Raw genomic sequence first — 22517 nt, 5'->3', positions numbered from 1 at the left:
GCATCAACCACGAACGCCAGAAAAAGCTGTAGGCTGAAGACCAAGGGCCATTATAATCGGGTAAATAATGCCATGAAGCACCGGTACGGGCAACCCAGAGGACGGCTTCACAGTTTGCGTACACACCCTAGCTTCAAATTCAAAATTGCTTCGTATCATCTTCCCATAATCCTATTTCTGTAGTTCTAAACGATGGAGGAACGTTCATCCAGAAATTCGGACGGTGAGCAGCCTGTTAACCGTTTGAAGATTCGATGGAAATAGGACACATCACTATATCCCACATACTCCGAAATTTCACGAATCGTTAGCCGGGACTCGGTCAGCATATAGATGGCGGTTTTAATACGTTGCGTATGTACATGCTCACTGATCGTTTGGCGTGTTACCTCACGCAGCAGCGTCGCGGCATAATTGGGGGTTTTACGGATGGCGTCGCCAAGCTCCTCCTTGGTTACCTTTTCCCGGTAATGGTTCTGGATATACTGTTTCATATGTTCCACATGTCGCTCTCGATCGCAAGAAATGGCGCCTTTGTCCCATTCCTGATTCATATATATCATGGCCTCGGTCAGCAGACAGTCAGCCATCATGGTGTAGTAGCTTGGGTGTTCAGTCCATTGATAGTACATCGATTTGATCCGTTCATGCAGCATGTCGTAGCATCCGGGCTTGATCAACAACGGCTTGTCAGTATTCAGGATGGGAAGTGTGCTGTTCGTACATGTTTTGCGGCAATGTATCACATACTTGGTATGAAAAAGCGTAGGAATGCTCTTGCCATAGTAATCCAGATGACTGGGTAAAAGCAGTGTTTCACCTTTACCGAGAATGAATTTGCAATCGTTCACCCAATATACACATTTGCCAAAGGTGACCAAAATGAACAGTAAGTCATCGTTGTCGCTATTTGCACTAGCCTTTTCATACCAGTCCACTCCGTTGTCCTGCCGTATATCCACCAATGTAATCACGAAACTCACTCCCCGATGTCTTCAACATTCATTATACTGTAGTACATTCATCATACTATAGTTCATAGTCTTGGTGCACGGGTACAGGTAGAATAGAGCCATATAAGTTTAATGTAGATAGAGAAGCAAAGTGGAATAGAAAACCATACAGTAAAGACATTCAGGAGGATGACATTACTATGCTTAAAACGAAAATTATTTGTACTATGGGACCTGCCTGTGACTCCATTCATTTGTTAAAAGAAATGATCCAGGCTGGTATGACTGTAGCCCGCTTGAATATGGCTCACGGTGAGCTGGAAGATCACGTTAAACGTATCGAAAATGTGCGTCAGGCTGCGAAGGAAATGAATACCTTTATCCCTGTCATGATGGATATTAAAGGACCGGAAATACGGATTGGCAAGCTGAGAGAGGCATCTTGTCTGCTGAAGCCAGGAAGCCAGCTCATTCTGACCACAGAAGAGATTCTAGGGGACGAGCATCGTATTTCAGTGAATTACCCGGATATGCCGAAGGACATCAAACCAGGCGACCGCATTCTCATTGACGACGGTTTGGTTGATCTGACTGTAACCTCCATCGAAGGTACGGAAATGATTTGTAATATTGTAAGCGGCGGTATTTTGAAGCCGAGAAAAGGTGTAAACCTGCCAGGGATTCATACAACCCTTCCAGGCGTGACGGAGCGAGATGTGAGACACATCCAATTTGGGGTGGAGCAGCGCGTTGAGCTTATTGCGGCTTCTTTTGTGCGTAAAGGCGACGATATCCGCGAAATCCGTGAGATTTTGAAGGGCCATCATGCGGAGCATGTCCAAATTTATTCCAAAATTGAAAATGCTGAAGGCATGGAAAACCTGGATGATATTATCGAAGCTTCCGATGGCATTATGGTAGCCCGTGGCGATCTGGGCGTCGAGGTGCCGATTCAAGATGTGCCTGTGATGCAAAAAGAAATGATCGACAAGTGTAATCTGGTCGGCAAGCCCGTTATCGTAGCTACCCACATGCTGGAATCCATGCAGGTGAACCCGCGTCCGACGAGAGCTGAAGTTAGTGACGTGTTTAATGCCGTTATGCAAGGAGCCGATGTTGTTATGCTGTCAGGTGAATCTGCTGCAGGTAAATATCCTGTCGAGTCTGTACGGACCATGGCTGCGGTAGCTGCCAGTGCAGAATCACAATTGGATTATCAGGAGCAGTTCGATAAGCGCAGAGCACGTCAGAGCACCAACATTACCGAAGTGATTAGTCAGGGTGCGGTAAGTTCGTCTCTGGAGCTGGATGCCAAAGCGATTATTACCTCGACTGCCAGTGGATTCACGGCACGTATGGTATCCAAATATCGTCCGAAGGCGCCTATTATTGCGGTTACTCCGAATAATACGGTATTCGCTAAAATTTGCCTGTTATCCGGTGTGTTCCCGATCAAAGGGGATAAAGTAGCTACAACGGATGAAATGTTCGAATCCTCCATCCGTAACGCTCTGAATGCAGGATATATCCATAAAGGTGACACTGTAGTCCTGTCGGCGGGTGTTCCAGTCGCTGAGGCGGGCACCACTAACTTGATCCGAGTATACCAAGTGTAATTTACAACAAAATATAGACAGCAAAAAGGCGCCATCCCGTCGGGGGAGCGCCTTTTTGACATGAATTAAGAAGCACCTCTGAGGGTGTCATGAACTACGGCGTATAGCTGGCCACGTACGTCACTGACTTACAGCCCGAACACACTTTTAGCAACGACTTGTGTCAATTCTGCTTTATGGGCTTGATATTGCTCAGGCGTAATGCTCTTATTAGCCAGTCGTTGATCCAACTGCTCCGTTAACTGAGCTACTTGTAAATCAACGACAGCCTGTGCATCCTGATTATTGGTGTGTGCAATATCTGCCAAGGTTTGACCGTTATACAACGCTTCATATAATTGCTCATCCGAGGATGCGCCCAATGTTTTCAACAGTTCATCATCCTTGGAAGCTTCATTATCCTGTACCTGAGGGGCTCTCTCTGGAGCCAGTGTAGCAGCATTAGCCCGACTTCCCCAAGTAGAAGATTGCCCAATAGACAACGCCAGCAACAGTGTACAGATGACCAACATTCGTTTTCGATTCATAAGTGTAAAATCTCCTTTGTGTTTCATTCAATTTCTGACAGAGTGGAGCCTTATATGGATATCCAACGGGAGTAATGTTTATGCCTTTAGCCGATCCGGCTTATGTAGTTACCAGATTCTAATATACATCATACACACCCAATCTTAGCGCCAGCTTAATACTCGTTTAAAATAAACTAAAAGAGGGGAATGTAAACAGGTAAAGCTAAAAAAATTCACGGATGTGAATAATGGAAGTAATTTACCCTTTGGATTCTGCCGGATATGAAAAAAACCTCCTTCACAAAAGTGAAAGAGGTTTTAGACATCTACAACCATTACAATTTAGGGTTTTTTCCATACTTATTGTCGCTAGGCTGACTGTCTTGGCAGAAGAATACAATCAAAATAATTGACCCTACGAGAGGGATCAGACTGATTAGAATCCACCATCCGCTTCTACCTGTGTCATGCAGTCTACGGGCCATAACGGCCAAGGATGGCAACAGGACAGCAAGAGAATAAATCAAAGTCAATACCGGAGATAAGCCTACAAGACTATCGATCAGGCTGACTACAAAGCTAGCGATTGCACTAAATAGTACAAACATCCAATATTCGGTACGTCTTGCTCTACCTTGGAATCCTACATAGTTTTTTAATCCATTTAAATACCATTGCATATATTTTCACCTCCTCATAAAATGTAAATATTTGTATTATAATCATCATAAAACAGTTGTTTTTAAATATATCGGCAGGTAACATATAGAATTTTACTTGTCAAATTATAACTTTAAACTAGGAATTAAAGCAATACATTTATTATGATTAATAATTAAATAAATAATTTATAAAAACATAAAATTACGTATTGAATTTTCCATATCCATTGAATAATATAGAGGTACGGTTAACCGTCAGGTTTGAATAGGCCTTCTTAACAGAAGGTGCTTTTATTTTTCAAATCTATTGAAAGCGCTTTAAATTGGACAGGAGGGATAAGTAACTTTAAATTCGAGGGCGAAGAAGTTAATACAAACATAATCCTGACCGCTTTCCCAAAATTGTTTTATGTTATCAGGGATGTTCAAAACGAGAGGAGATTAATTTATGAAGCATTTATTTGTTCGTAAAGTAACGGCAGCTTCACTCGCAGGTGCGCTGTTGTTGCCTGTTTCTTTGGTAGGCGCCGAGCAAACACTCAATTTAGATACAGTTGAGGCTCAAAGTGTGGGTCAAACTTCCCTTCAAGCTCAAGATATGGGGAACCTTTCAATTCAAAGTAAAAAGGCTGTCTCTTTCAAGGAAACTTCCGTACATGATCCATCCATCCTGAAAGTGAAAGACACATTTTACATTTTTGGCTCCCATCTGGCGGCTGCCAAGTCCAAAGACCTCATGAATTGGGATACGATTGCTACAGGAGTGGCGAATGGTAATGCATTAATTCCCAACGTTAAAGAAGAATTAAAGGAAGCACTGGATTGGGCGCAGACAGACACGCTGTGGGCAGCTGATGTCATTCAACTGGCAGATGGCAAGTTCTATATGTATTATAACGCTTGTAAAGGTGACTCCCCGCGTTCAGCAATGGGCCTAGCAGTTGCTGATAAAATTGAAGGGCCGTATAAGAATAAAGGGATTTTTCTAAAATCCGGTATGTGGGACCAACCGAGTGAGGATGGGACGATCTATGACGCAACCAAGCATCCGAACGCCGTGGACCCGGACACCTTTTACGATAAGAACGGCAAGCTGTGGATGGTATATGGCTCCTACTCAGGAGGCATCTTCATTATGCAGATGAATGAAAAGACAGGGAAGCCGCTCCCAGGTCAAGGCTACGGGAAAAGGCTGACAGGCGGCAACCATGCTCGTATGGAAGGGCCGTACATACAATACAGTCCGCAAACGGACTACTATTACTTGTTCCTGTCGTATGGTGGATTGTCAGCGGATGGCGGATACAACCTGCGGGTGGCTCGGTCCAAAACACCGGATGGTCCTTTCTACGATGCTGAAGGCAACGATATGATCAAGGTCAAGGCGAATCCGGACAAACCACTTTTTGATGACGCTTCCATTGAACCATACGGTGTCAAACTGATAGGTAATTACCTGATTCCAAGAGAAATTGGTGATCCGGGTACTGGACTGGGTGCAGGCTATGTGTCGCCCGGACACAACTCGGCTTATTATGATCCCAAGACGAAAAAGCATTTTGTCATTTTTCATTCACGTTTCCCGGGGAGAGGCGAACAGTTTGAAGTGCGGGTACATGAAATGTTCATGAACGCTGACGGTTGGCCTGTGGTTGCTCCTTATCGTTATTCGGGAGATGAGGATTCACTGAAAAGGCTGTCAGAAAAGGATGTCCTCGGTCAATACTCGTATGTAAATCATGGAAAGGAAATTTCGGCAAATATTAAGCAAGCTGTTATCGTCAATCTGGATCGCGGTGGCAAACTGTCTGGTGGAGTGAACGGTACATGGAAGTTGGGGACAGACAATCAGTTGGAAATTACAGCAGAGGGCACGAAGTACAAAGGTGTATTCCTGCGGCACCGTGATCCAGACACAGGTGCCAAGACGCTTGCTTTTACCGCGTTGTCCTCCAAGGGTGTTGCGGTATGGGGTTCGCTAAAGCCTGACCTGAAGGCCAGCAAGATTGTAACTGCTGTGCAGAAGGACCTTAGTCTGGGCGATACGAGCAATGTTCTTTATAATCTGACGCTACCTACTCAAGCAGCACAAGATACCACTATTTCATGGGAGTCCACCCACCCGGAGAATATTTCTGTGACAGGTGATGTATACCGTCCAGAAGCCGGTTCTCAGCCTGTAAAAGTTACATTGACGGCGACCATTAAAAAGGACAAAGCCACCGCTAAGAAAAGCTTTACAGCCATTGTTCCCGGGCAGGCCCAAGGTCCTCAGCTCGCACGCTATTCGTGGAATGAAGATCAAGGAACTACGGTTGTCGACAGCACATACAATCAATTTGATGGTAAGACCTATGGTGGTGCTGCATGGGATAAAGACGGGAAGCTTGGCGGTGCGCTTGTCCTAAACGGTAAGGATGGTTACGTGCAACTACCAAATACAGTAACAGATGCGAAGGATTTTACCTTTTCCGCTTGGGTGAACTGGAAGGGCGGTGCAGCTTGGCAACGGATTTTTGACTTCGGCAACGGCCAAGCCCGGCATATGTTTCTTACCCCTTCCCAAGGTAGCGGTGTACTCCAGTTTACAATCCATGAAGGTACGGATCAAAGCTTGCTTTCCAAATCATCATTACCGCTAAACCAGTGGACACATGTAGCGGTTACACTGGAAGGGAATACAGGGAAATTGTATGTAAATGGTGAGGAAGTAGCTGTTAATGACGGTATTACCTTTAATCCCAATGAGTTGCTGACGAGCGAGGCTTATCTCGGCAAAAGCCGCTTTGCCGCCGATGCTTACTTCAATGGCAGCCTGGATGAAGTTCAATTGTATAACAAAGCGCTGACAGCAGAGGAAATTAAAGCACTGGCAGAATTGTAGTTCAAAATAAGCAAATAAACGCAGGAGATGGGCTTTTATTAAGAAGTTCGTCTCCTGCGCAATGTTTTGTATATTTATTTCTTGATTGCTGGTATAATAGGTAGCAACTGCGGATATAATGTTTTAAGTAGGCGTTAATGACTCGCTCCCGCCGAATGAACACAGCTTTGAAGCAGCAATAGAGAACATAAGCACTCTGCATAAATTAAATTCACCAGTGCTTGCGTTTTCAATACACTTATGGTAATATGAGTATATTGAGATTGTGACCTGAGATTCGCATATTGTAGAGGGCTATTGTTTTAGGTTGAAATAACCTTGTGCAATATGTGAATTTTTATTTGTAAAAAATAAAGGTCATATAAATACATTTTGGAGGTAATTCCATGCAAACAGGTACAGTTAAATGGTTTAACGCAGAAAAAGGTTTCGGTTTCATCGAGGTTGAAGGTGGAAGCGACGTATTCGTACATTTCTCCGCAATCCAAGGCGAAGGTTTCAAATCTTTGGACGAAGGCCAACGCGTAGAATTCAACGTAGTTGAAGGAAACCGTGGACCACAAGCTGAGAACGTTGTAAAACTGTAATTTTAAATTACAGCCTACTTCAGATGCCCCGAACATAGCGTTTGGGGCATTTGTTTTTATCTGTTCATAAGACCGTTTTTGAACTGATTACATCTTATCGCTTTATAAATCATGAAGAAAGAGGGATGTTTATGTACAATTCACGGAAAAAGCCAATGGATGAGATTCCTGAGGAAATTACAACTGTCTGGAATTGCGCCAGCGATACATGTAACGGCTGGATGCGAGATAACTTCGCTTTTTCTGTCGAGCCGACATGCCCCATTTGCGGTTCTGCCATGGTGAAGGGCGAGAAAAAGCTGGCTGTTTTAAATAATACGAGCTTCAACCATACCAAACAATCCTAAGCGGATAAATGTTTGTAGTGAAAGATGCCCCATAGCCATTAACGGCGCTGAGGCGTCTTTTTTGTTTTTTATAAATATAAATTATACATAAGGATGAACAGGTTTTCAATTATGTGCGGAGGATGGGGCTAGTATGCTCAGTAAGATAGAGTTAAATTCGGGTAGCGCTTCGTAAAACACACCGTGGCCGCTTCGTTCGAAAGGAATAAGTCTTGATCCGGCAATTCCTTTTTGAGTTTGGACAGCCAGGGGGAAAGGACAGACCCGATCCAGCTTGCCGTGTAGAATCCAGGTGGGCACGTGTATACATGGCAAATCAGGGCGCAAATCAGAGTCACGTAGTGAGTACAAAGTACAAGCCATGCTATGAACTGTTGCCGCAAAGCCCTGGTCACGTAACCAGTCGCGTAAGCTCTGGCTGACGGGATTAGCAAACAACATTTCGCCAAAAGAAGTTACCAGTTGTGGACGATCTGTATAGGCTTGTTTGATGAGTTTATCTACCTCTGTGACAGGAGTACCATAAGGAAAGTCGCTGGTTGGGGTGAATCGAGGCGTAGCTGCTCCGATCAGGATCAACTGATTGACACCAAATCCCCGGTGTCTGCTCATGTAGCGTGTAACCACAGCTCCTCCCATGGAAAACCCGATCAGCCGTACCTGATTTAACTGAAGTGCCTGCATCACAGCCAGCAGATCGTCTGCCAATCGATCATAATTGTATCCATGCCATGGTCGATCAGACTTGCCGAACCCCCTAAGGTCGATCTGAATACAGCGATACCCGTAAGCAGGCAGCAAGGCGGCCTGGTATTCGTACATTCGGTGATCCAGCGGCCAGCCGTGCACCATCAGAACAGGGATGCCTTCTCCAATATCCTCGACATACAGCTTCACGCCGCGTCCCACCTCAATATAATATCCCATCGTGTTCACCCCTTTAGAAATCACGGAATTTCGTTCTCTCTCACATATATGTAGCCAGGGCTTAGCTCATTCGAGAAAGGAATGGGACTGTCACGATATAAGCATATAGTATGTTAAAAAATGTATGTCATCCTGTATAGGGATAGGATATAATTATGGAATGAAACAGCATCGGGAGAGTGGAACAATGACACCATCAAAAACATTAAAATGGATTACAGGCGGATTGGAGCTATTTTTAGCTATTCCCGTTTTGGGCGGGCTGCTCGTCGTAAATTCCGCGTATACTATATTGTTCTTTATGCTGATTTTCCACATTGTTACGTTGGTACTATCGGTGACGAATAGAGAGTCTTATTATGGATCTATTTTAGGGATCGTGACCTCGGTTATTGGATGGATTCCGATTGTGGGCTGGTTGATGCATTTGCTCTCAGGCATATTTTTGATGATTACCGCAGCTCAGCAGCCGCGTGATCAGTATCGTAATCGCAATCCTTATGATGATTATCGCTACTAGGGTAAGTGATTGATACGAAGATGAAAGATCCTGTTGAACAGGGTCTTTTTTTATTTATGAAATCTCCCCATGATAATGGTGTTGTAGTATTTGCCATCTGAAAGAACCTTATCGTTTTTTAATAACCCTTCGATTTCAAAACCATGTTTTTTATAAAGCTCAATGGCTTTATCATTCGTTTCCAAAACTTGTAGAGTCATTTTCTTGATGCCATTGGATTCAGCCCAGGAAATAGATTTTTTTAAAAGATTCGTCCCGATCCCGTAACTCCAAAAATCCTTTAGTACACATACGCCGAATTCAACTTTATGAGAGAATCTGCTCAGAACATGGCCCTCACATCTTGAAAATCCGACGATTTTATCATGAACTACTGCAACTAAAAATAGGTTTCTGTTATTCTCTGTATCCGTTTCGATGAGCTGTTCAAAACCGGATGTACTTATAAATGCTTCTCCCTTCTCTCTGTCTAAATTTTCAGTCTCTCCATCAATCAGCAAACGGATTTCAGACAAATTCTTCGCATCTTGAATCATGGCTGATCTGATCGTATAGCGCATTCCTTGCACATCAAATTCCTGTTGATTTATTTTCATTAGGTTCTCCTTTTTATGGATTAGAGTGAAAAATGAATTCTGGATCATGTTAGTCTACCATATTATCTTATTTACATGATAAATAAGCCTGTCTCCTTCTGTTGTATCGCAGCAGGGGACAGGCTTATTGTCGTCTCTATCCGTACAGGGAAGCCGGACGGAGATTTATTATACATGAGTGGATGTGCCCAAACGGGAGCTGTAGCTATTTCTGCTTAGTAGAGGCTTTAGCTGTATTGGTTTTAGCAGGAGCCTTGGCATCTCCTTGAGCAGGAGTTTTACCTGCATCCGCTTTACCGCCATCTACTGGTGGCTTGGATGGTTTCACGCCATTCGCCATGTCTGTCATCATTTGTTTTAGATTAGAAACGCGTTGGTTATATTCGGTTGCTGTAATTTTACCGTTTTGTTTTTCCGTAGCCAGTTTCGCTTTCATATCCGAAACCATCACATCAATAACAGAATTTACACTTACGCCTTGTGCTTTGGCGATTGTAGCAAGGGATTTACCTGCTTTCAGCTGTGTATCCAATTGACTGGAGGATAATTTTAATAATTTCAGGAGAGCTTTGTTCTCAGCATAGTTTCCTCCTGCGATTTTAGGGCCGTTAGCATCGCCTGGGTTACCCTTAGGTGCCTGTGCTTTGTCTGCAAGGGGAGCCTTCTCAGGTGTAGTGGAAGCAGCATGAGCTGCGCTTGTGGAGTACAGTGCTCCGCCTCCTAAAAATGCTAACGCCATCGTTCCAGCTAAAATTGCTTTTTTGGTGCTCATCATCTTCATTTTCCACCTTTCAGTAATGGGGTGTTTGGTACGTGGTACATCATAAGGGATCAACTTGAATGCTATCTGAGTGTAAGCTGAGCATTTACTGAATGAATTTGGAGAGCGTGACTAACTGACATTTTGGCTAATAGAGTACTTGTATTATGTGTATTAAGTGATATAATACACTACAGGCACGATAGATGCAGCCGATTAGGGGGAAACACCCATGGAAGAGCAACGGGTTGGCTCGTTCCGATTTTTAATTGATTTTAGCCAGCCATTATATGAACAAATATTAAATCAAGTACGAAGCTCCATTGCTAAAGGGGAGATCGAAATGGGAAGCAAAATGCCGTCTGTTCGTGATCTGGCGCAGGAATTACGCATGAATCCGAATACCGTGATGCGAGCGTATCAGGAGCTGGAGCGGGACGGATTGACTGAGAAACGGCGTGGTCTAGGCACTTATGTTACGTCATCCAGTGAGCGGATTGCCAGCTTTCGGGAACAACTGGCTATGACGTATATAGATCAGTTTCTCGGACAGATGAGCAGCCTGGGACTATCCTGGGGAGATGTTCAGCAGTATATACGAAGCAAACAGGACGGAAATGAGAAGGAAGGAGGCGATAAAGCATGACGGAGTCTGTTGTGGTTGCGAATCATCTGGTGAAGCAATATGGCAGTAAAAAAGCGTTGGATCAATTGGATGTTGTCATTCCGGCAGGACGCATAGTAGGCGTGCTTGGACCCAATGGCTGTGGGAAGTCCAGCTTCTTTCGAGCGATCACTGGATTGATTCAGCCAGATGGGGGCGAGCTTCAGGTGTTGGGCCGACAGCCTGGTTGGGAAACCAACCGGGATATATCCTATCTTCCTGACCGGGCACGCTGGTACCCCAATCATACAGTTCAGCAGACGCTGGAATGGGGGAAGTCCTTTTTGCCTGGCTTCAATATAAAAGATGCCTATAAACTTGCTGATCATATGGACGTGGAGTTGGAGTTGAAAATGGCCGGGTTGAGTCGCGGGCAGGAGGCGCGTGTGCTACTGATTTTATGTCTGGCACGTGAGGTTCCACTCATGATTCTGGATGAACCGTTCGCAGGTATTGATGTCCTCTCCAGAGAGGCGATTGTGGCCGGGATTATTGATTATTTGGAGGGTCGGCAGCAATCTATACTCATTAGCACGCATGATATTCAGGAAGTGGAAGGCTTGTTTGACTACACGGTCATGATGGGCCGCGGACGGATCCTATGGTCTGGTGATTCGGATGATCTGCGTGCAGAGCATGGCTCGCTGAATCAGGTGTTCCGCAATTTGTACAAAAAGGAGTGGAAGGCGTGAATTCATCAGGGCTGTTCAAAGATTTAATACGCCATGAATTTCGAAATAAAGGAAGCTGGAGAAAACAGAGCCGCAATCGACTACCGAGATCGTGGAGACTTGTGTATTTCTCACTATTTCTCATTGCGGCGTTCGCTATTTCCTTGTACTTCGCGCTTCACAACCAACTGGAATTGACAAGGCTGTGGTATGTGACCCTGGGCTTGCCGTACATGATCATTTTCATGGGTGTGGGAAGTTTGAGACGAGAATGGGAAAATGACACCTACGGATGGTGGCTGACCCTTCCCTATCCGCGCATGTGGCTGATTAGCGCCAAATGGATTGCGGCAATTCTACAAACCATTGTCGTGATATTGTTCCTATTTGTGGTGGGTTCTCTGTACGCATTGTTCATCTCATCAACGATACAGCCTTATACGCTCGCGGATGCAGCGTGCTTTATTGTAGCTGGATTGAACTGGTTTGTGATGATTATCGCTTTCACACCTTTTGTTATTGCGCTGGGCCTTCTGACTGCCAGTACCAAATACAGTACCTTGCGGCCGCTTAGCCCGATACTGTGGATTCTTTTGATGGGTGGCGGGAGTGTCTTTTATTGGTCGGGCGATCATGGGCTTTATGAGCAGTTTGATCATGCTCAGACAGGACAGTGGTTTTCTTTTACCTGGCATTTCCCGGTTGCGGTGTTGATCAGTTGGATTGCTGCGTATATATTAATCCGCTTGAACGCTTATTTGTTGGACAAAAAGCTGTCGATTTAGACTAGCGTATCTATAGGATCTATGAGGAAGGAGTTACACCATGACGACGATATTCATATATGCATTGGTAGCTGTTCTGGTGGGCCTGATGATCTGGTTAAGAACCAAGAGACGAAGGGGGCCGATAAAGGGAAACGGAACACGGATTCTCCTCCCCTTGTTTATCGTATTCCCGCTTATGATGATGTCTGTGTACCAATTAATGCATATTCCCGGTCAAACGTACGCGCCCCCCGCCTTTTGGGAACTGCTGGCTGCCGGGCTATTAGGGGCTCTGTTTGGCTATGTTATTTTGCTGCATACAGCGTATGAAAGACGGTCTGACGGTCTTATTTATCCCAAGCCGAACCCATATTTTAAATATATTATTATCGCTATTATCCTGATTCGCGTTGTTTTGACCCAGTACCTTAGTAGTTTGGGTACGTCCGAAATTAGCATGCTGGCAATTACGATGGCGTTGGTGTATATCTCGATCTGGCGAATCGGGAGCTTTATCAAGTTTCGGAGAACGTTATCCGTATAACAATAGCAATGGGGTTAACAGCGGCTTACTATTCAAAAAGCGTTCATTCGCTTGCCGATAGGAGCCGCTTTTTTGAGTTTCGGCATTAGCAAGTTATCACACATTGTTATTGCTCCCCATATCCTTTATTCTAAGGCTTGTGGCTTGCATTGTAGCAGTACAAATATAAATTTTGAAAGGGGGGGTATTGAGGTTTCAAAAGATTTAAATGGGGTTTAAAGTTAGGTATGCGGGGAAAAGTTGCTTCTTGCGATTAGGTGTAACTATATTAGTTACATAAAAGGAAAATGTTTTCCACATTTTATTTTACATGTTGAGAGGGGTTCACATTCATGAAAAAACATACGGTTACTGCCGCACTCGCTGGTTTGCTCGTGCTATCTTCTGCTGTACCGGCCTTGGCGGCCGAAGCAAAACCCGCTACAGGTATCCAGGTTTGGGTAGATGGCAAGAAAGAGGCTTACAAGATTGCTCCTATCGTGGAAAATCAGCAGGTTTTGATTCCTTTGAGACAATTGGCTTCCAGTTTGGGGATTCCACTGGATTCCAAGCATATTACGTTCAATACGGCGCGTCAAAGCACAACCATTCGTTATGATCAGGCGACGGTTGTACTGGTGTCGGGCAGCCCGGAAGCGCAAATCAACGGGATTAAGGTACCGCTGTCCACCTCACCCATCTTGACTAAACAAGGGGTAACCTATGTACCGGTCGATGTCATCAAAGAAGCATGGGGCAAGCAAGTGATTTGGGACCCGACCAGCAAAACGGTGCAAATCGGGGTGAGTAATAAGGATAAGGTTATAGAGATTCTGAAAAGCTTTGAAACCGGAAATACGAAAGCGGTCGAGACTTGGATCAGCAAGGATCAGTACATTCAGCACAATCCGAGCTTTGCTAGCGGGAGAGATGCCTTGCTGCAAGGGATTAGCCAATTGAAGGGAGCCAATGTACAGGTTGAAATCCAACGTGTTATTCAGGATGGCAATTATGTAGCGGTTCATTATAAAAAGTCCATTGCAGGGAAAACGAGCATTGTGTTTGATATTTTCCGCTTCGATAGCAACGGTAAAATTGTCGAGCATTGGGACAACATACAGGACTCGGCTCCAGCCAATCCAAGCGGACATACCATGATTGACGGAACAACACAGATCACGGATCTCAACCAAACTGAGACGAACAAAACACTGATCCGCAAGTTTGTGGATGATGTCCTGGTTGGCAAAAATCGTGCTGCATTGGAAAGCTACTATAACGGTGACCATTACATTCAGCATAATCCTCTTTTTGGTGACGGTGTATCCAATTTGAAACAAGCATTTTCCGCAGCGGGAAGCCAGGGTTCTCCCTTTGGATATGATCAGGTTCACATGGTCATTGGAGAAGGCAACTTTGTGCTGGTTGTGAGTGAATTGACATCGTCTAAGGGAACTTCAGCCGCTGTCTATGATCTGTTCCGGGTAGAGAACGGCAAGGTAGCGGAACATTGGGACGTAGTTCAGGAGGTTCCAGCTAAAACAGAGTGGAAAAATACAAACGGCAAGTTTTAAGAAAGTGCATTTGTGGTATGGCGTGATTGGCATGCTTTCCTAATCGTCCTCTTCCTGTTAAAATGATGCAAACTTATAACAGGAGGTTGGACGATGGAAGGCTTGAAGCAACGTGTGGGCTGCCTGCATGCACATCACTCGAACATAGCCTATGTGGAACGAGCTTTGGCTTCTTATGAGGTGGAGCTGATACATTTTGTGGACCCTGGGCTTATGCGCCGGATCTCGTCAGACCCGCATTTTTCTGCGGACGATGCCAGTCGCAAGGTAGAAGAGCAACTGAGATGGATTGCCCAAAGCGATATAGACGTTATTTTGATAACGTGCACGAATTATATTGTTTTGGCAGAAAAGGCTCAATTGACCCTGTCTACACCAGTAATTGCGCTGGATGAGCCCTTTTTTCATGAGATATGCGATGATTTGCGGCCACGAACCTTGGTATTCACGAATCCGGCTACTGTAGAGGGAACGATGAAGCGTCTTTATCATACGGCTGCTCTGTTAGGCAAACCGGATATCTCTCCTTTGATAGAGGTCAAGGTGGTGGAGGACGCTTTTGAATTGATTATGCAGGGACGTGAAGACGAGTATAAGGAACTGCTGGTTCGTTCGCTGTATGAGCTAAGGGAGGCTGATCCAAGCAGAGGGCTGGCTGTAGCACAGTTGTCTATGGTTGATGCTGCGTTACAAGTGGAGCTGGAGACGGGGCAAACGATTGGTAATCCCTTACGGTCGTTGTCGAATTCAATTGAGGACTTGTTAGGTTAAAAAGTATAACCAAAAGAACTTCCAACCCGTGTACTGGGACTGTGGAAGTTCTTTTTTTGGAGGTCGGCGAGCAGGTTACTTCTGCGTTGCTCATCACAAATTCTGTTGATCTTGGGTGATGAATGCTACGCCTGCTGATTCTCTTTGGACAAGCGTAACGTATAAACGTTCATGCTCCACGTCTTCCCCGGCAATGATTTTGAGAACTTGTTCGGCAGCTACAGCGCCCCATTTACGTTTGGAGTAGTCAATCGTTGTCAGACGGGGCTGAATATATTGCGCCAGCTCGATATTATCAAAGCCGACGATATGAATATCCTTGCCAATCGTCAGCTCTGACTGAGCCATTCGATTGTAAAAGCCCACTGCCATTTCATCATTGAGACAAAATACGGCTACAGGTTCCAAACCCGGGCCAACTTGTTGCTGCAAAATGATCTCAGCCGCCTGTTCACCGCCCGATTTCTCAAAATCGCCGTCAATTTCGATCATTTCAGCCACGCCGCTACGCTCAATGGTCTGCTTGACCGCCTGCATCCGTTGCCATGAATCGTAAGAACCTTCTGGTCCGGTAACCACATATAGCTTACGGTGTCCCAATTCCAATAAATGTTCGATTGCGAGAGCGGCGCCCGCTTTGTTATCCAGCAGCACCTGGTTAATGTTAGGATGGTTCAGTTCACGGTCCAACACGACAATTTTATGTCCTCGCTCGGCGTAGTTCAGTAGCTCCTGACTATCAAACGTCTGATCCAGCACAATGGCGCCGTCGATCATGCGTTCCGGCAGCATTCGGTGAGACTGCTTACCGCTGCATACGATGAGATCATAGCCCTTGCGGTTCAAAATTTCCTTGATGCCATACAGTAAATCTCCATAAACGTCTCCACGGAAATCAGTTAGGAAAACGCCAATAATTTTGGTCTGCCTTTTCTTGAGATTACGTGCGGCGGCATTGGGCACATAGTTAAGCTCTTTGGCAATGGCTAAAATACGTGCGCAAGTTTCTTCTGTTACCTTATCGCTACCATTCAAGGCATATGAAACGGTAGATATGGAAACGCCCGCCTGTTTGGCGATATCTTTAATGCTGACCACATCGTCACCTCCTTGTCGTCCATCTTATAATTGCTATTGTATATTCATTATTAACCACATATCTATTCCAAATGTCGTAGTCCTACACCTAAGCAGCAAAGGGCGATCCCGCAAGATCGCCATCCCTTTGTTGCCTATACCAGATTTAGCATTAAAAACGCTTTATAAAATAATCTCCAGACGGTGTACACCGTCATGTTCTGCCAAGGCTTGCTCGAAAATCTCGCGTTTGATGCGCAAGGCACCGGAGCGGTAGCGATTATCGCCGGCTGGCTCGCTTTCCAGTGGTGTTCCATTCAATACTACACGGTCCTGCTCACCGCCAGTATGCTCTTGCAACATACGGTAGACGAAGGTGATCGGTTTCCCTGCAAAGGAAAACTTAAATTCCAATCCGTCGAGATGATCCGGCAGCACAGGGTCCAGGATCAGGTCTTCGCCTGACTGACGAACACCAAGGACATTCGATATCAGCTGATTCATATAGATTCCCGGACCGCTGGAATAGATTCTCCAACCGCCTTTGACGGGTACGGCTCCTTCACGCAGTTCACCAAACCGTTCCTGTGCTTCATAGCGGGTATTAAATTTACCGTCCGAGCTACTGAAATAGGCGTTGCTTTGGCGCCATTCGGCATTCGGTACGGACGCACGGATGCCGACCGGATTGATGAGCTTCAAGCTATGCCAAGCGTCATCCTTGCGTCCCAACTTGGCCATCGCTTCCGCAAAGCGGATATGGGCATGCACATATTGCAGTCCGACCTCACGTCCAAAGTTGGCCGCTTGCTCTGCGCGCTTGAAGTGCGAGCTCACACCGCCATCATACTGTGCAGGACGGTTCATCAGACGCACACCATCCGGGCAGAGGAACTGTTCACGGATGAGTTGCTCATGAGCCAATGCTTGCTCAGGCGTGAGCAACTGGCTGATCATGCTGCGCGTCATCGGCAGCAAGCGGTAATGGATTCCCGTCTCAGTGTCAGATGGATGGAGCATCAGCTTAGGTTGACCGGGCTCTTCCATATACACGAAGCCCGGAATAATTCCGCTCTCCAGCATGTAGCGGTTAAAGTCTTTACGGATGCCATTGGCCATCTGATGTAGATCTTGTGCAATCTTGTCGGCTTCGCTTACTACACCCGCGGGGGCCTGCTCCAAAGCTGCAGCAAAGTTACTAATAACTTGGTAGGTGAGTGCAACCGTCCAGCTGCTCGCCATGTATTGCTTCAGCTGTGCATTGGCTGGCTGGAGGGTATCGTCCCAATCGCCGTCGCCATAGGCCGACAAATACGTATCATGCAGGAAATTATCCCGAATGTATTCGATTTCCTTCAGGGCATGTTCCATGAGAGTCGCGGTCTGCTTGGTATAATCGAAAGTATGTCGATGGGTGTAAGGTACATTTTCTTCCAGAATACTGTAATCACGGGTAGCGGTCAAATAATCGCCCAGTACCTTGAGCGGCCAGACGATAATATCCCCATGGCTTTCTTCTTGCTGCACGTGAGTATAGTTGTCAAACATAAACCATTGCGGCCAGTTTCCGCTGTCCTCGTACTGATGGCTGAAAACAGTCAGCAGAATGGAACGAACCTCATCGAACTTTTGCACAGCTGAGAAATATTCCACAGGCCCCTGACACACATCGCGTGTTCCCCAGGCTGCACCGCCGTATTGCTCCAGACCGTGAGGTACAGAATAGTGAACGAGCATATTATGGGTGTACCACCAAGCCACTGCGTTCACACGGAACAGCTCGCTTGTTTCATGTTGACCCAGCGATAGATGGAAACCGTTCATAAGCTCGGCAAAATATGCCCGATAGTGCTCGCGCTCATCTTCAAAGGAAGCGTGACGCTCTTTGTGTGCTGATTCTTGCCCGGCTGAAAGTCCATTCAGCCAACCCTGCACGGTGCAGGTCCATTCGCTGCTGTCACCCAGCTCTAGCACAACCAGAGATGCATCAGGGGAAGCATTACCCTGTAGCAGTGCGTGAGCGTCGCTCACATGCTGTAATGGAGCGCCTTCTATGTGCATTCGGTACAGCAGGTCGGGATAGGCCTCGGCACTCAGGGAAGCAGAGTCTGCCCGGAAGAGTAGGGCGTCGCCTTCACGTTCCATATGAAACGGAAGCTCATATTCGTTCACATGCATAGACATTTGCTGAGTGATGAGGAACGGATAGGTTTTGCCACTTGCCGCACGCATGTGAAGCCGTACTTCTGGGCTATCGGCATTCGTATAGTTTGTAATCATGAATGTATCGTCAGCCGTTTTGTAGTACCAGCGCACATAATTAAAGCCAATCTCGAACAGGGAAGGCATCGTGAGCAGGCGGTATTTCCCTTGGATTCCCACATAAATGCGCTGACCGGATGTCTTGGGAATATTGAGCGCATTACGCGCGTTGGTAATCATTTTGTTGAAATTCGTATTGCCGATTACGAGCTGGGAATTGAACACTCCGTACATATAGGAGGTGGTTGTAATGGTTTCTTCCTTACCTCCTGAGTAATGCCCGCCCATTAAAATGTGCCCGTGGGGACGCTCTACACGAAGCTCTTTGGATTTGAGTACAACATGCTCATAGCTGTCCGTGAAAAAGGAAAGGAGTTTATTGCCATCCCGTTCTTCTTCCTGCCGTTTGGGGAAAAGTTGATTCACTTCGGCATCGGTGAAGTCCAGCGTACGCAGCGGCTCACCGATGGTTTGAGCTGGAGCCACACGCCCTGCCTGAAGATCACTTGCCGCGTGTGTCGGTATGCTGGTCTCAGAGGCGTCTGCTAGAACGGCAGTTACTTCGTCGCGTGCCTTTGTCACCAGTTCCTGATACTCCAGCTTTGTCACTGCGGCTGGATGATTGGGCTGGAAAAGACCGTAAAAAGTAAAGCGAGCTTCCCCGGCAAGTTCCACTCGCTCGGACTGCAATGCGGTATAGGCGAATTCGTATTGGTATACTTCATTGGCGAGCGAGTCGCGACGGAGTGCTTCCGGCTCATTCGTTTCCTTGTACGATAGTCCAAAGAACTGAAAACCGTCAGTCGAGTAACCAACAGTGCGGGTTAACGAGCCTTGTTGAATGTATGGGAATGTCTGACTTTGAGGCTGGTTTTGACGTGAGCAAACGGTATAGCCTCTTTGTTCATTATGGTAGACGGTGTGGTCAATATATTGAGACAAATAAGCTTCATTACTGCGTACAGCAGCGGTATCGGCAATGCCGATATCCTGACCGTACACGACATCTGCTTCCACGTCATCGCCCTGTAGGGTTACATCCCAGAACCATACTCCCAGGCGGCTTAGCGTGAAGGTCACCTGATAGCCTACACCAGCGGTGAAACCTTCCCAAATAATCTGCTGATCTGTTTGTCGAATTACTCCCGGTGAGCGAACTCCAAGCAGGGGAGTGATACTTACACCGGATGGACGGTACAATCTCAAGTACAGATTGTTCAGGGAACCATCGACTGAATTGGTCAACAGCTGGTTGATCATCGTTGAGCCATGGGCGATCTTATACACATCACCGCTGCTCAAGAAGGTAAAAGACAGGTCGCCGGCCCGCAGCAAAATATTTTGATCCAGACTTGTATTCATCAAAGGGAACGCCTCACTTTCTTGTTTATTTCACTAACCGAAAACGGCTTTCGCTGGTATCTCGGCTGTTAGGTCCTGTAAAGACGGCAAATTCACCGCTGTCACTGCTGAAGCTCAAATCTGCATGATGATAGCGCAGCTGAGGCTCGGTCAATGCAAATTCCACTTCCCGGCTTTCGCCTGGGGCAAGAAGGACTTTGCAGAAATCTTTCAGTTCTTTCATTGGGCGAACCGTATCACCGCTGATATCACGAACATAGAACTGGACGGTTTCTTCGACTGGACGTGTTCCTGTGTTCGTTACCTGCACTTTCACGGTCAGTTCCTGACCAGGTATAAGGGTATCGCCGGAAAGCTGTACGCTATCATAAGCGACATCGGTATAACTCAGTCCATAGCCAAACGGGAATAAAGGTTCGTTCGGTACGTCTAGATATTGAGACACATAACGTTCTTTTGTATTCGGATCTAACTGCGGGCGTCCTGTATTAAAATGATTGTAGTACACGGGCACCTGTCCGACCGATTGCGGGAATGACATGGTCAGGCGACCCGTAGGTTCGGCATCACCGTACAACAAGTCGGCAATCGCCACGCCGCCTTCGCCACCAGGGAACCAGGCTTCCAGTACAGCGTCTGCTTCTTCAATAACACCGTGCAGATCCAACGGACGACCATTAAATAATACGGCTACCATAGGCTTGTTCAGCGTCTTCAGGCGCTTCACCAGTTCCAACTGGGCTTGTGGCAGGCGAATATTGGAACGGCTGCCTGCTTCACCACTCATATCCGAGCGCTCTCCAAGCGCCAACACGATAACCTCTGCTTGGCTGGCAACTTGCAGAGCTTCTGCATATTGCTCCTCAGTTATATCGTCGATAGAGCAACCTGTCGCAACCGTGAGCAGCGAGGAGGATATTTTCGATTGGAACCCGTCAACAACGCGAATAGCTTCCTCTTGCGAACCGCTCCACGACCAAGAGCCCAAGATATCACCACTCTCTGCAAAAGGCCCGATCAACGCAATATGTTGATTGCGATTCAATGGAAGAACGGAATCATTTTTGAACAACACGCAAGATTTAATAGCTAATTCTTTGGCAACCGTACGGTGAGCTTCACAGAACACAACTTCACGTTCACGCTCAGGGTCTGCGCCGCGTAGCGGATTTTCGAACAAGCCCAGCTTTTGCTTGAGCTTCAATATACGCATTACTGCTTCATCAATGAGCGCTTCATCCAGCTGTCCGCTGCGAACCAGTTCAGGCAGATGCCCGTTATAGCAGGAGGTCATCATTTCAATATCTACGCCAGCCAGCAGTGCTTTCTTCGCTGCCTCGCGCTCATCCTCGGCGATGCCGTGAGGGATAAGCTCCTTGATGGCGGCCCAATCCGAGATGAGTACACCATCAAAGCCCCATTCATCACGAAGCAAATCACGCATCAGGCGCTTATTGCCCGTTGCGGCTACGCCTTCTACGGTATTGAAGGACGTCATCACCATTTCGCAGCCTTCATCTAAGGCAGCTTTGTAGGAGGGGAGATAATACTCTCGCAGCTGCCATGCGGATACATCTACAGTGTTGTAATCCCGTCCGCCTTCACCAGCTCCATATGCGGCAAAATGCTTCACGCATGCGGCCACCCGGTCGGTATCGTTCGTCAGATCTTTACCCTGAAATCCGCGCACAAACGCACGGGCAAATTGACTGTTGAGATGAGGGTCTTCCCCAGTAGATTCCATCACACGGCCCCAGCGCGGGTCACGCACCAGATCGACCATAGGGGCGAATGTGACGTGAACACCGGATACAGCCGCCTCGCGGGCAGCAATGGTAGCGCTCTCTTCTGCCAGCTGCATATCCCATGAGCAACCAATAGCCAGCGGTATAGGGAAAATCGTTTTGAAGCCATGTACAATATCTGCCATAATTAAAAGCGGAATACCCAGACGGTTTTTACTCAAATGAGCCTGCTGAACACGAATTGCTTCCTTGGCCCCTGCGATGCCAAGCACGGAACCGACGTTATGGACATTTTTCTCTGTGATGCCAAGAGAAGCCATAGGGCCGGTAATTTGACTATCTGTTCCCGCTTCTTCAAAGAAGGCACCTACAAGCTGTAGCAGTTGATCAACTTTTTCTTCAAGCGTCATGCTTTCTAAATAGGAATTCAGGTGTTGTTCCATCATAATCCTCCATAAGCTGTATTGTTGGTGGACAGCTCTCTTTTTCAGATTCATGAGATTTTTTGGATAAAGATGATTCAAAAAAGTGCTAAAAAGGCTAATAGCTAGTATAGAAGCATAATGTTCTGTCGTATTATTAATCGAAACGTTTCTATTATTGAACTCAGTTGGATTATATACGCTTTCAAATACAGAGTCAAATCCAATTCAGGGTCTTTTCATAGGTTAAATAACGTAATAAAGATGATATATATGAAAAAAAGTTGGTATTCTGAGCAAATAAAAAATAATATTCCT

The 22517-nt window shown here is 46.2% G+C and carries 20 protein-coding genes; 11 read left to right on the top strand and 9 right to left on the bottom strand.

Annotation, left to right across the window (positions count from 1 at the left end):
• Nucleotides 1-185: 185 nt before the first annotated feature.
• Nucleotides 186-974: a helix-turn-helix domain-containing protein gene (locus G9G53_RS17055; RefSeq protein ID WP_029516864.1), complete on the bottom strand. Its 789-nt coding sequence runs from the start codon at nt 972-974 to the stop codon at nt 186-188.
• Between the two features lie 179 nt (nt 975-1153).
• On the opposite strand from G9G53_RS17055, the gene pyk reads away from it, so the two are divergent.
• On the top strand, nt 1154-2569 hold the full coding sequence (gene pyk, locus G9G53_RS17050; protein ID WP_029516863.1) for a pyruvate kinase: 1416 nt from the start codon (nt 1154-1156) through the stop codon (nt 2567-2569).
• A gap of 128 nt (nt 2570-2697) precedes the next feature.
• Here pyk and G9G53_RS17045 read toward each other — a convergent pair whose 3' ends face one another.
• Both G9G53_RS17045 and G9G53_RS17040 read right to left on the bottom strand, forming a co-directional pair.
• The gene (locus G9G53_RS17045; protein ID WP_029516862.1) at nt 2698-3096 is read right to left on the bottom strand and encodes a hypothetical protein; all 399 of its coding nucleotides are present in this window, start codon (nt 3094-3096) and stop codon (nt 2698-2700) included.
• 317 nt (nt 3097-3413) lie between these two features.
• Entirely contained in the window at nt 3414-3758 is a 345-nt protein-coding gene (locus G9G53_RS17040) for a DUF805 domain-containing protein (RefSeq protein ID WP_029516861.1), read from the bottom strand.
• A gap of 430 nt (nt 3759-4188) precedes the next feature.
• Between G9G53_RS17040 and G9G53_RS17035 the strand changes: the two genes are divergently transcribed.
• From G9G53_RS17035 to G9G53_RS17025, 3 genes are all read left to right on the top strand, one after another.
• Entirely contained in the window at nt 4189-6624 is a 2436-nt protein-coding gene (locus G9G53_RS17035; RefSeq protein WP_165149220.1) for a LamG-like jellyroll fold domain-containing protein, read from the top strand.
• Nucleotides 6625-7010: 386 nt separating this feature from the next.
• Nucleotides 7011-7211: a cold-shock protein gene (locus G9G53_RS17030; RefSeq protein ID WP_007428290.1), complete on the top strand. Its 201-nt coding sequence runs from the start codon at nt 7011-7013 to the stop codon at nt 7209-7211.
• Nucleotides 7212-7342: 131 nt separating this feature from the next.
• The gene (locus G9G53_RS17025) at nt 7343-7558 is read left to right on the top strand and encodes a cold-shock protein (RefSeq protein ID WP_013308357.1); all 216 of its coding nucleotides are present in this window, start codon (nt 7343-7345) and stop codon (nt 7556-7558) included.
• Between the two features lie 105 nt (nt 7559-7663).
• On the opposite strand, the gene G9G53_RS17020 is transcribed toward G9G53_RS17025, so the two are convergent.
• On the bottom strand, nt 7664-8485 hold the full coding sequence (locus G9G53_RS17020; RefSeq protein ID WP_165149218.1) for an alpha/beta fold hydrolase: 822 nt from the start codon (nt 8483-8485) through the stop codon (nt 7664-7666).
• Nucleotides 8486-8672: 187 nt separating this feature from the next.
• On the opposite strand from G9G53_RS17020, the gene G9G53_RS17015 reads away from it, so the two are divergent.
• The gene (locus G9G53_RS17015; protein ID WP_029516858.1) at nt 8673-9005 is read left to right on the top strand and encodes a hypothetical protein; all 333 of its coding nucleotides are present in this window, start codon (nt 8673-8675) and stop codon (nt 9003-9005) included.
• Between the two features lie 50 nt (nt 9006-9055).
• Here the strand turns inward: G9G53_RS17015 and G9G53_RS17010 are convergent, their stop codons facing one another.
• Together G9G53_RS17010 and G9G53_RS17005 are read right to left on the bottom strand one after the other, a co-directional pair.
• Nucleotides 9056-9601 (bottom strand): GNAT family N-acetyltransferase, encoded by a 546-nt coding sequence (locus G9G53_RS17010; RefSeq protein ID WP_165149216.1) that lies wholly within the window; start codon nt 9599-9601, stop codon nt 9056-9058.
• Between the two features lie 205 nt (nt 9602-9806).
• Nucleotides 9807-10376 (bottom strand): hypothetical protein, encoded by a 570-nt coding sequence (locus tag G9G53_RS17005; RefSeq protein ID WP_165149214.1) that lies wholly within the window; start codon nt 10374-10376, stop codon nt 9807-9809.
• A gap of 217 nt (nt 10377-10593) precedes the next feature.
• Between G9G53_RS17005 and G9G53_RS17000 the strand changes: the two genes are divergently transcribed.
• The 6 genes from G9G53_RS17000 (at nt 10594) to G9G53_RS16975 (ending at nt 15331) form a co-directional block, all read left to right on the top strand.
• Nucleotides 10594-11007: a GntR family transcriptional regulator gene (locus G9G53_RS17000; RefSeq protein WP_029516855.1), complete on the top strand. Its 414-nt coding sequence runs from the start codon at nt 10594-10596 to the stop codon at nt 11005-11007.
• The gene (locus G9G53_RS16995) at nt 11004-11717 is read left to right on the top strand and encodes an ABC transporter ATP-binding protein (protein WP_069010117.1); all 714 of its coding nucleotides are present in this window, start codon (nt 11004-11006) and stop codon (nt 11715-11717) included. The genes G9G53_RS17000 and G9G53_RS16995 overlap by 4 nt, the downstream gene beginning before the upstream one ends.
• Nucleotides 11714-12481: an ABC-2 transporter permease gene (locus G9G53_RS16990; RefSeq protein ID WP_029516853.1), complete on the top strand. Its 768-nt coding sequence runs from the start codon at nt 11714-11716 to the stop codon at nt 12479-12481. The genes G9G53_RS16995 and G9G53_RS16990 overlap by 4 nt, the downstream gene beginning before the upstream one ends.
• Nucleotides 12482-12521: 40 nt before the next feature.
• Nucleotides 12522-13007, top strand: coding sequence for a CcdC protein domain-containing protein (locus tag G9G53_RS16985; RefSeq protein WP_165149212.1), 486 nt, complete (start codon nt 12522-12524; stop codon nt 13005-13007).
• Nucleotides 13008-13339: 332 nt separating this feature from the next.
• Nucleotides 13340-14560 (top strand): stalk domain-containing protein, encoded by a 1221-nt coding sequence (locus tag G9G53_RS16980; protein ID WP_165149210.1) that lies wholly within the window; start codon nt 13340-13342, stop codon nt 14558-14560.
• Between the two features lie 93 nt (nt 14561-14653).
• Complete coding sequence (locus tag G9G53_RS16975; RefSeq protein ID WP_165149208.1) at nt 14654-15331, top strand: hypothetical protein; 678 nt, start codon at nt 14654-14656, stop codon at nt 15329-15331.
• A 93-nt stretch (nt 15332-15424) separates the two neighbouring features.
• Here the strand turns inward: G9G53_RS16975 and G9G53_RS16970 are convergent, their stop codons facing one another.
• The 3 genes from G9G53_RS16970 to G9G53_RS16960 form a co-directional block, all read right to left on the bottom strand.
• Complete coding sequence (locus tag G9G53_RS16970; protein WP_165149206.1) at nt 15425-16429, bottom strand: LacI family DNA-binding transcriptional regulator; 1005 nt, start codon at nt 16427-16429, stop codon at nt 15425-15427.
• A 162-nt stretch (nt 16430-16591) separates the two neighbouring features.
• Complete coding sequence (locus G9G53_RS16965; RefSeq protein WP_165149204.1) at nt 16592-20032, bottom strand: GH36-type glycosyl hydrolase domain-containing protein; 3441 nt, start codon at nt 20030-20032, stop codon at nt 16592-16594.
• Nucleotides 20033-20057: 25 nt separating this feature from the next.
• On the bottom strand, nt 20058-22220 hold the full coding sequence (locus G9G53_RS16960) for a glycoside hydrolase family 3 N-terminal domain-containing protein (RefSeq protein WP_185156369.1): 2163 nt from the start codon (nt 22218-22220) through the stop codon (nt 20058-20060).
• Nucleotides 22221-22517: the final 297 nt, after the last annotated feature.

It is taken from the genome of Paenibacillus sp. EKM206P (genome assembly GCF_011066155.1).
Classification (GTDB): Bacteria; Bacillota; Bacilli; order Paenibacillales; family Paenibacillaceae; genus Paenibacillus; species Paenibacillus polymyxa_D.
Note: the sequence above shows the minus strand (reverse complement) of the source record. Positions and strands in the feature narration are given on the sequence as shown.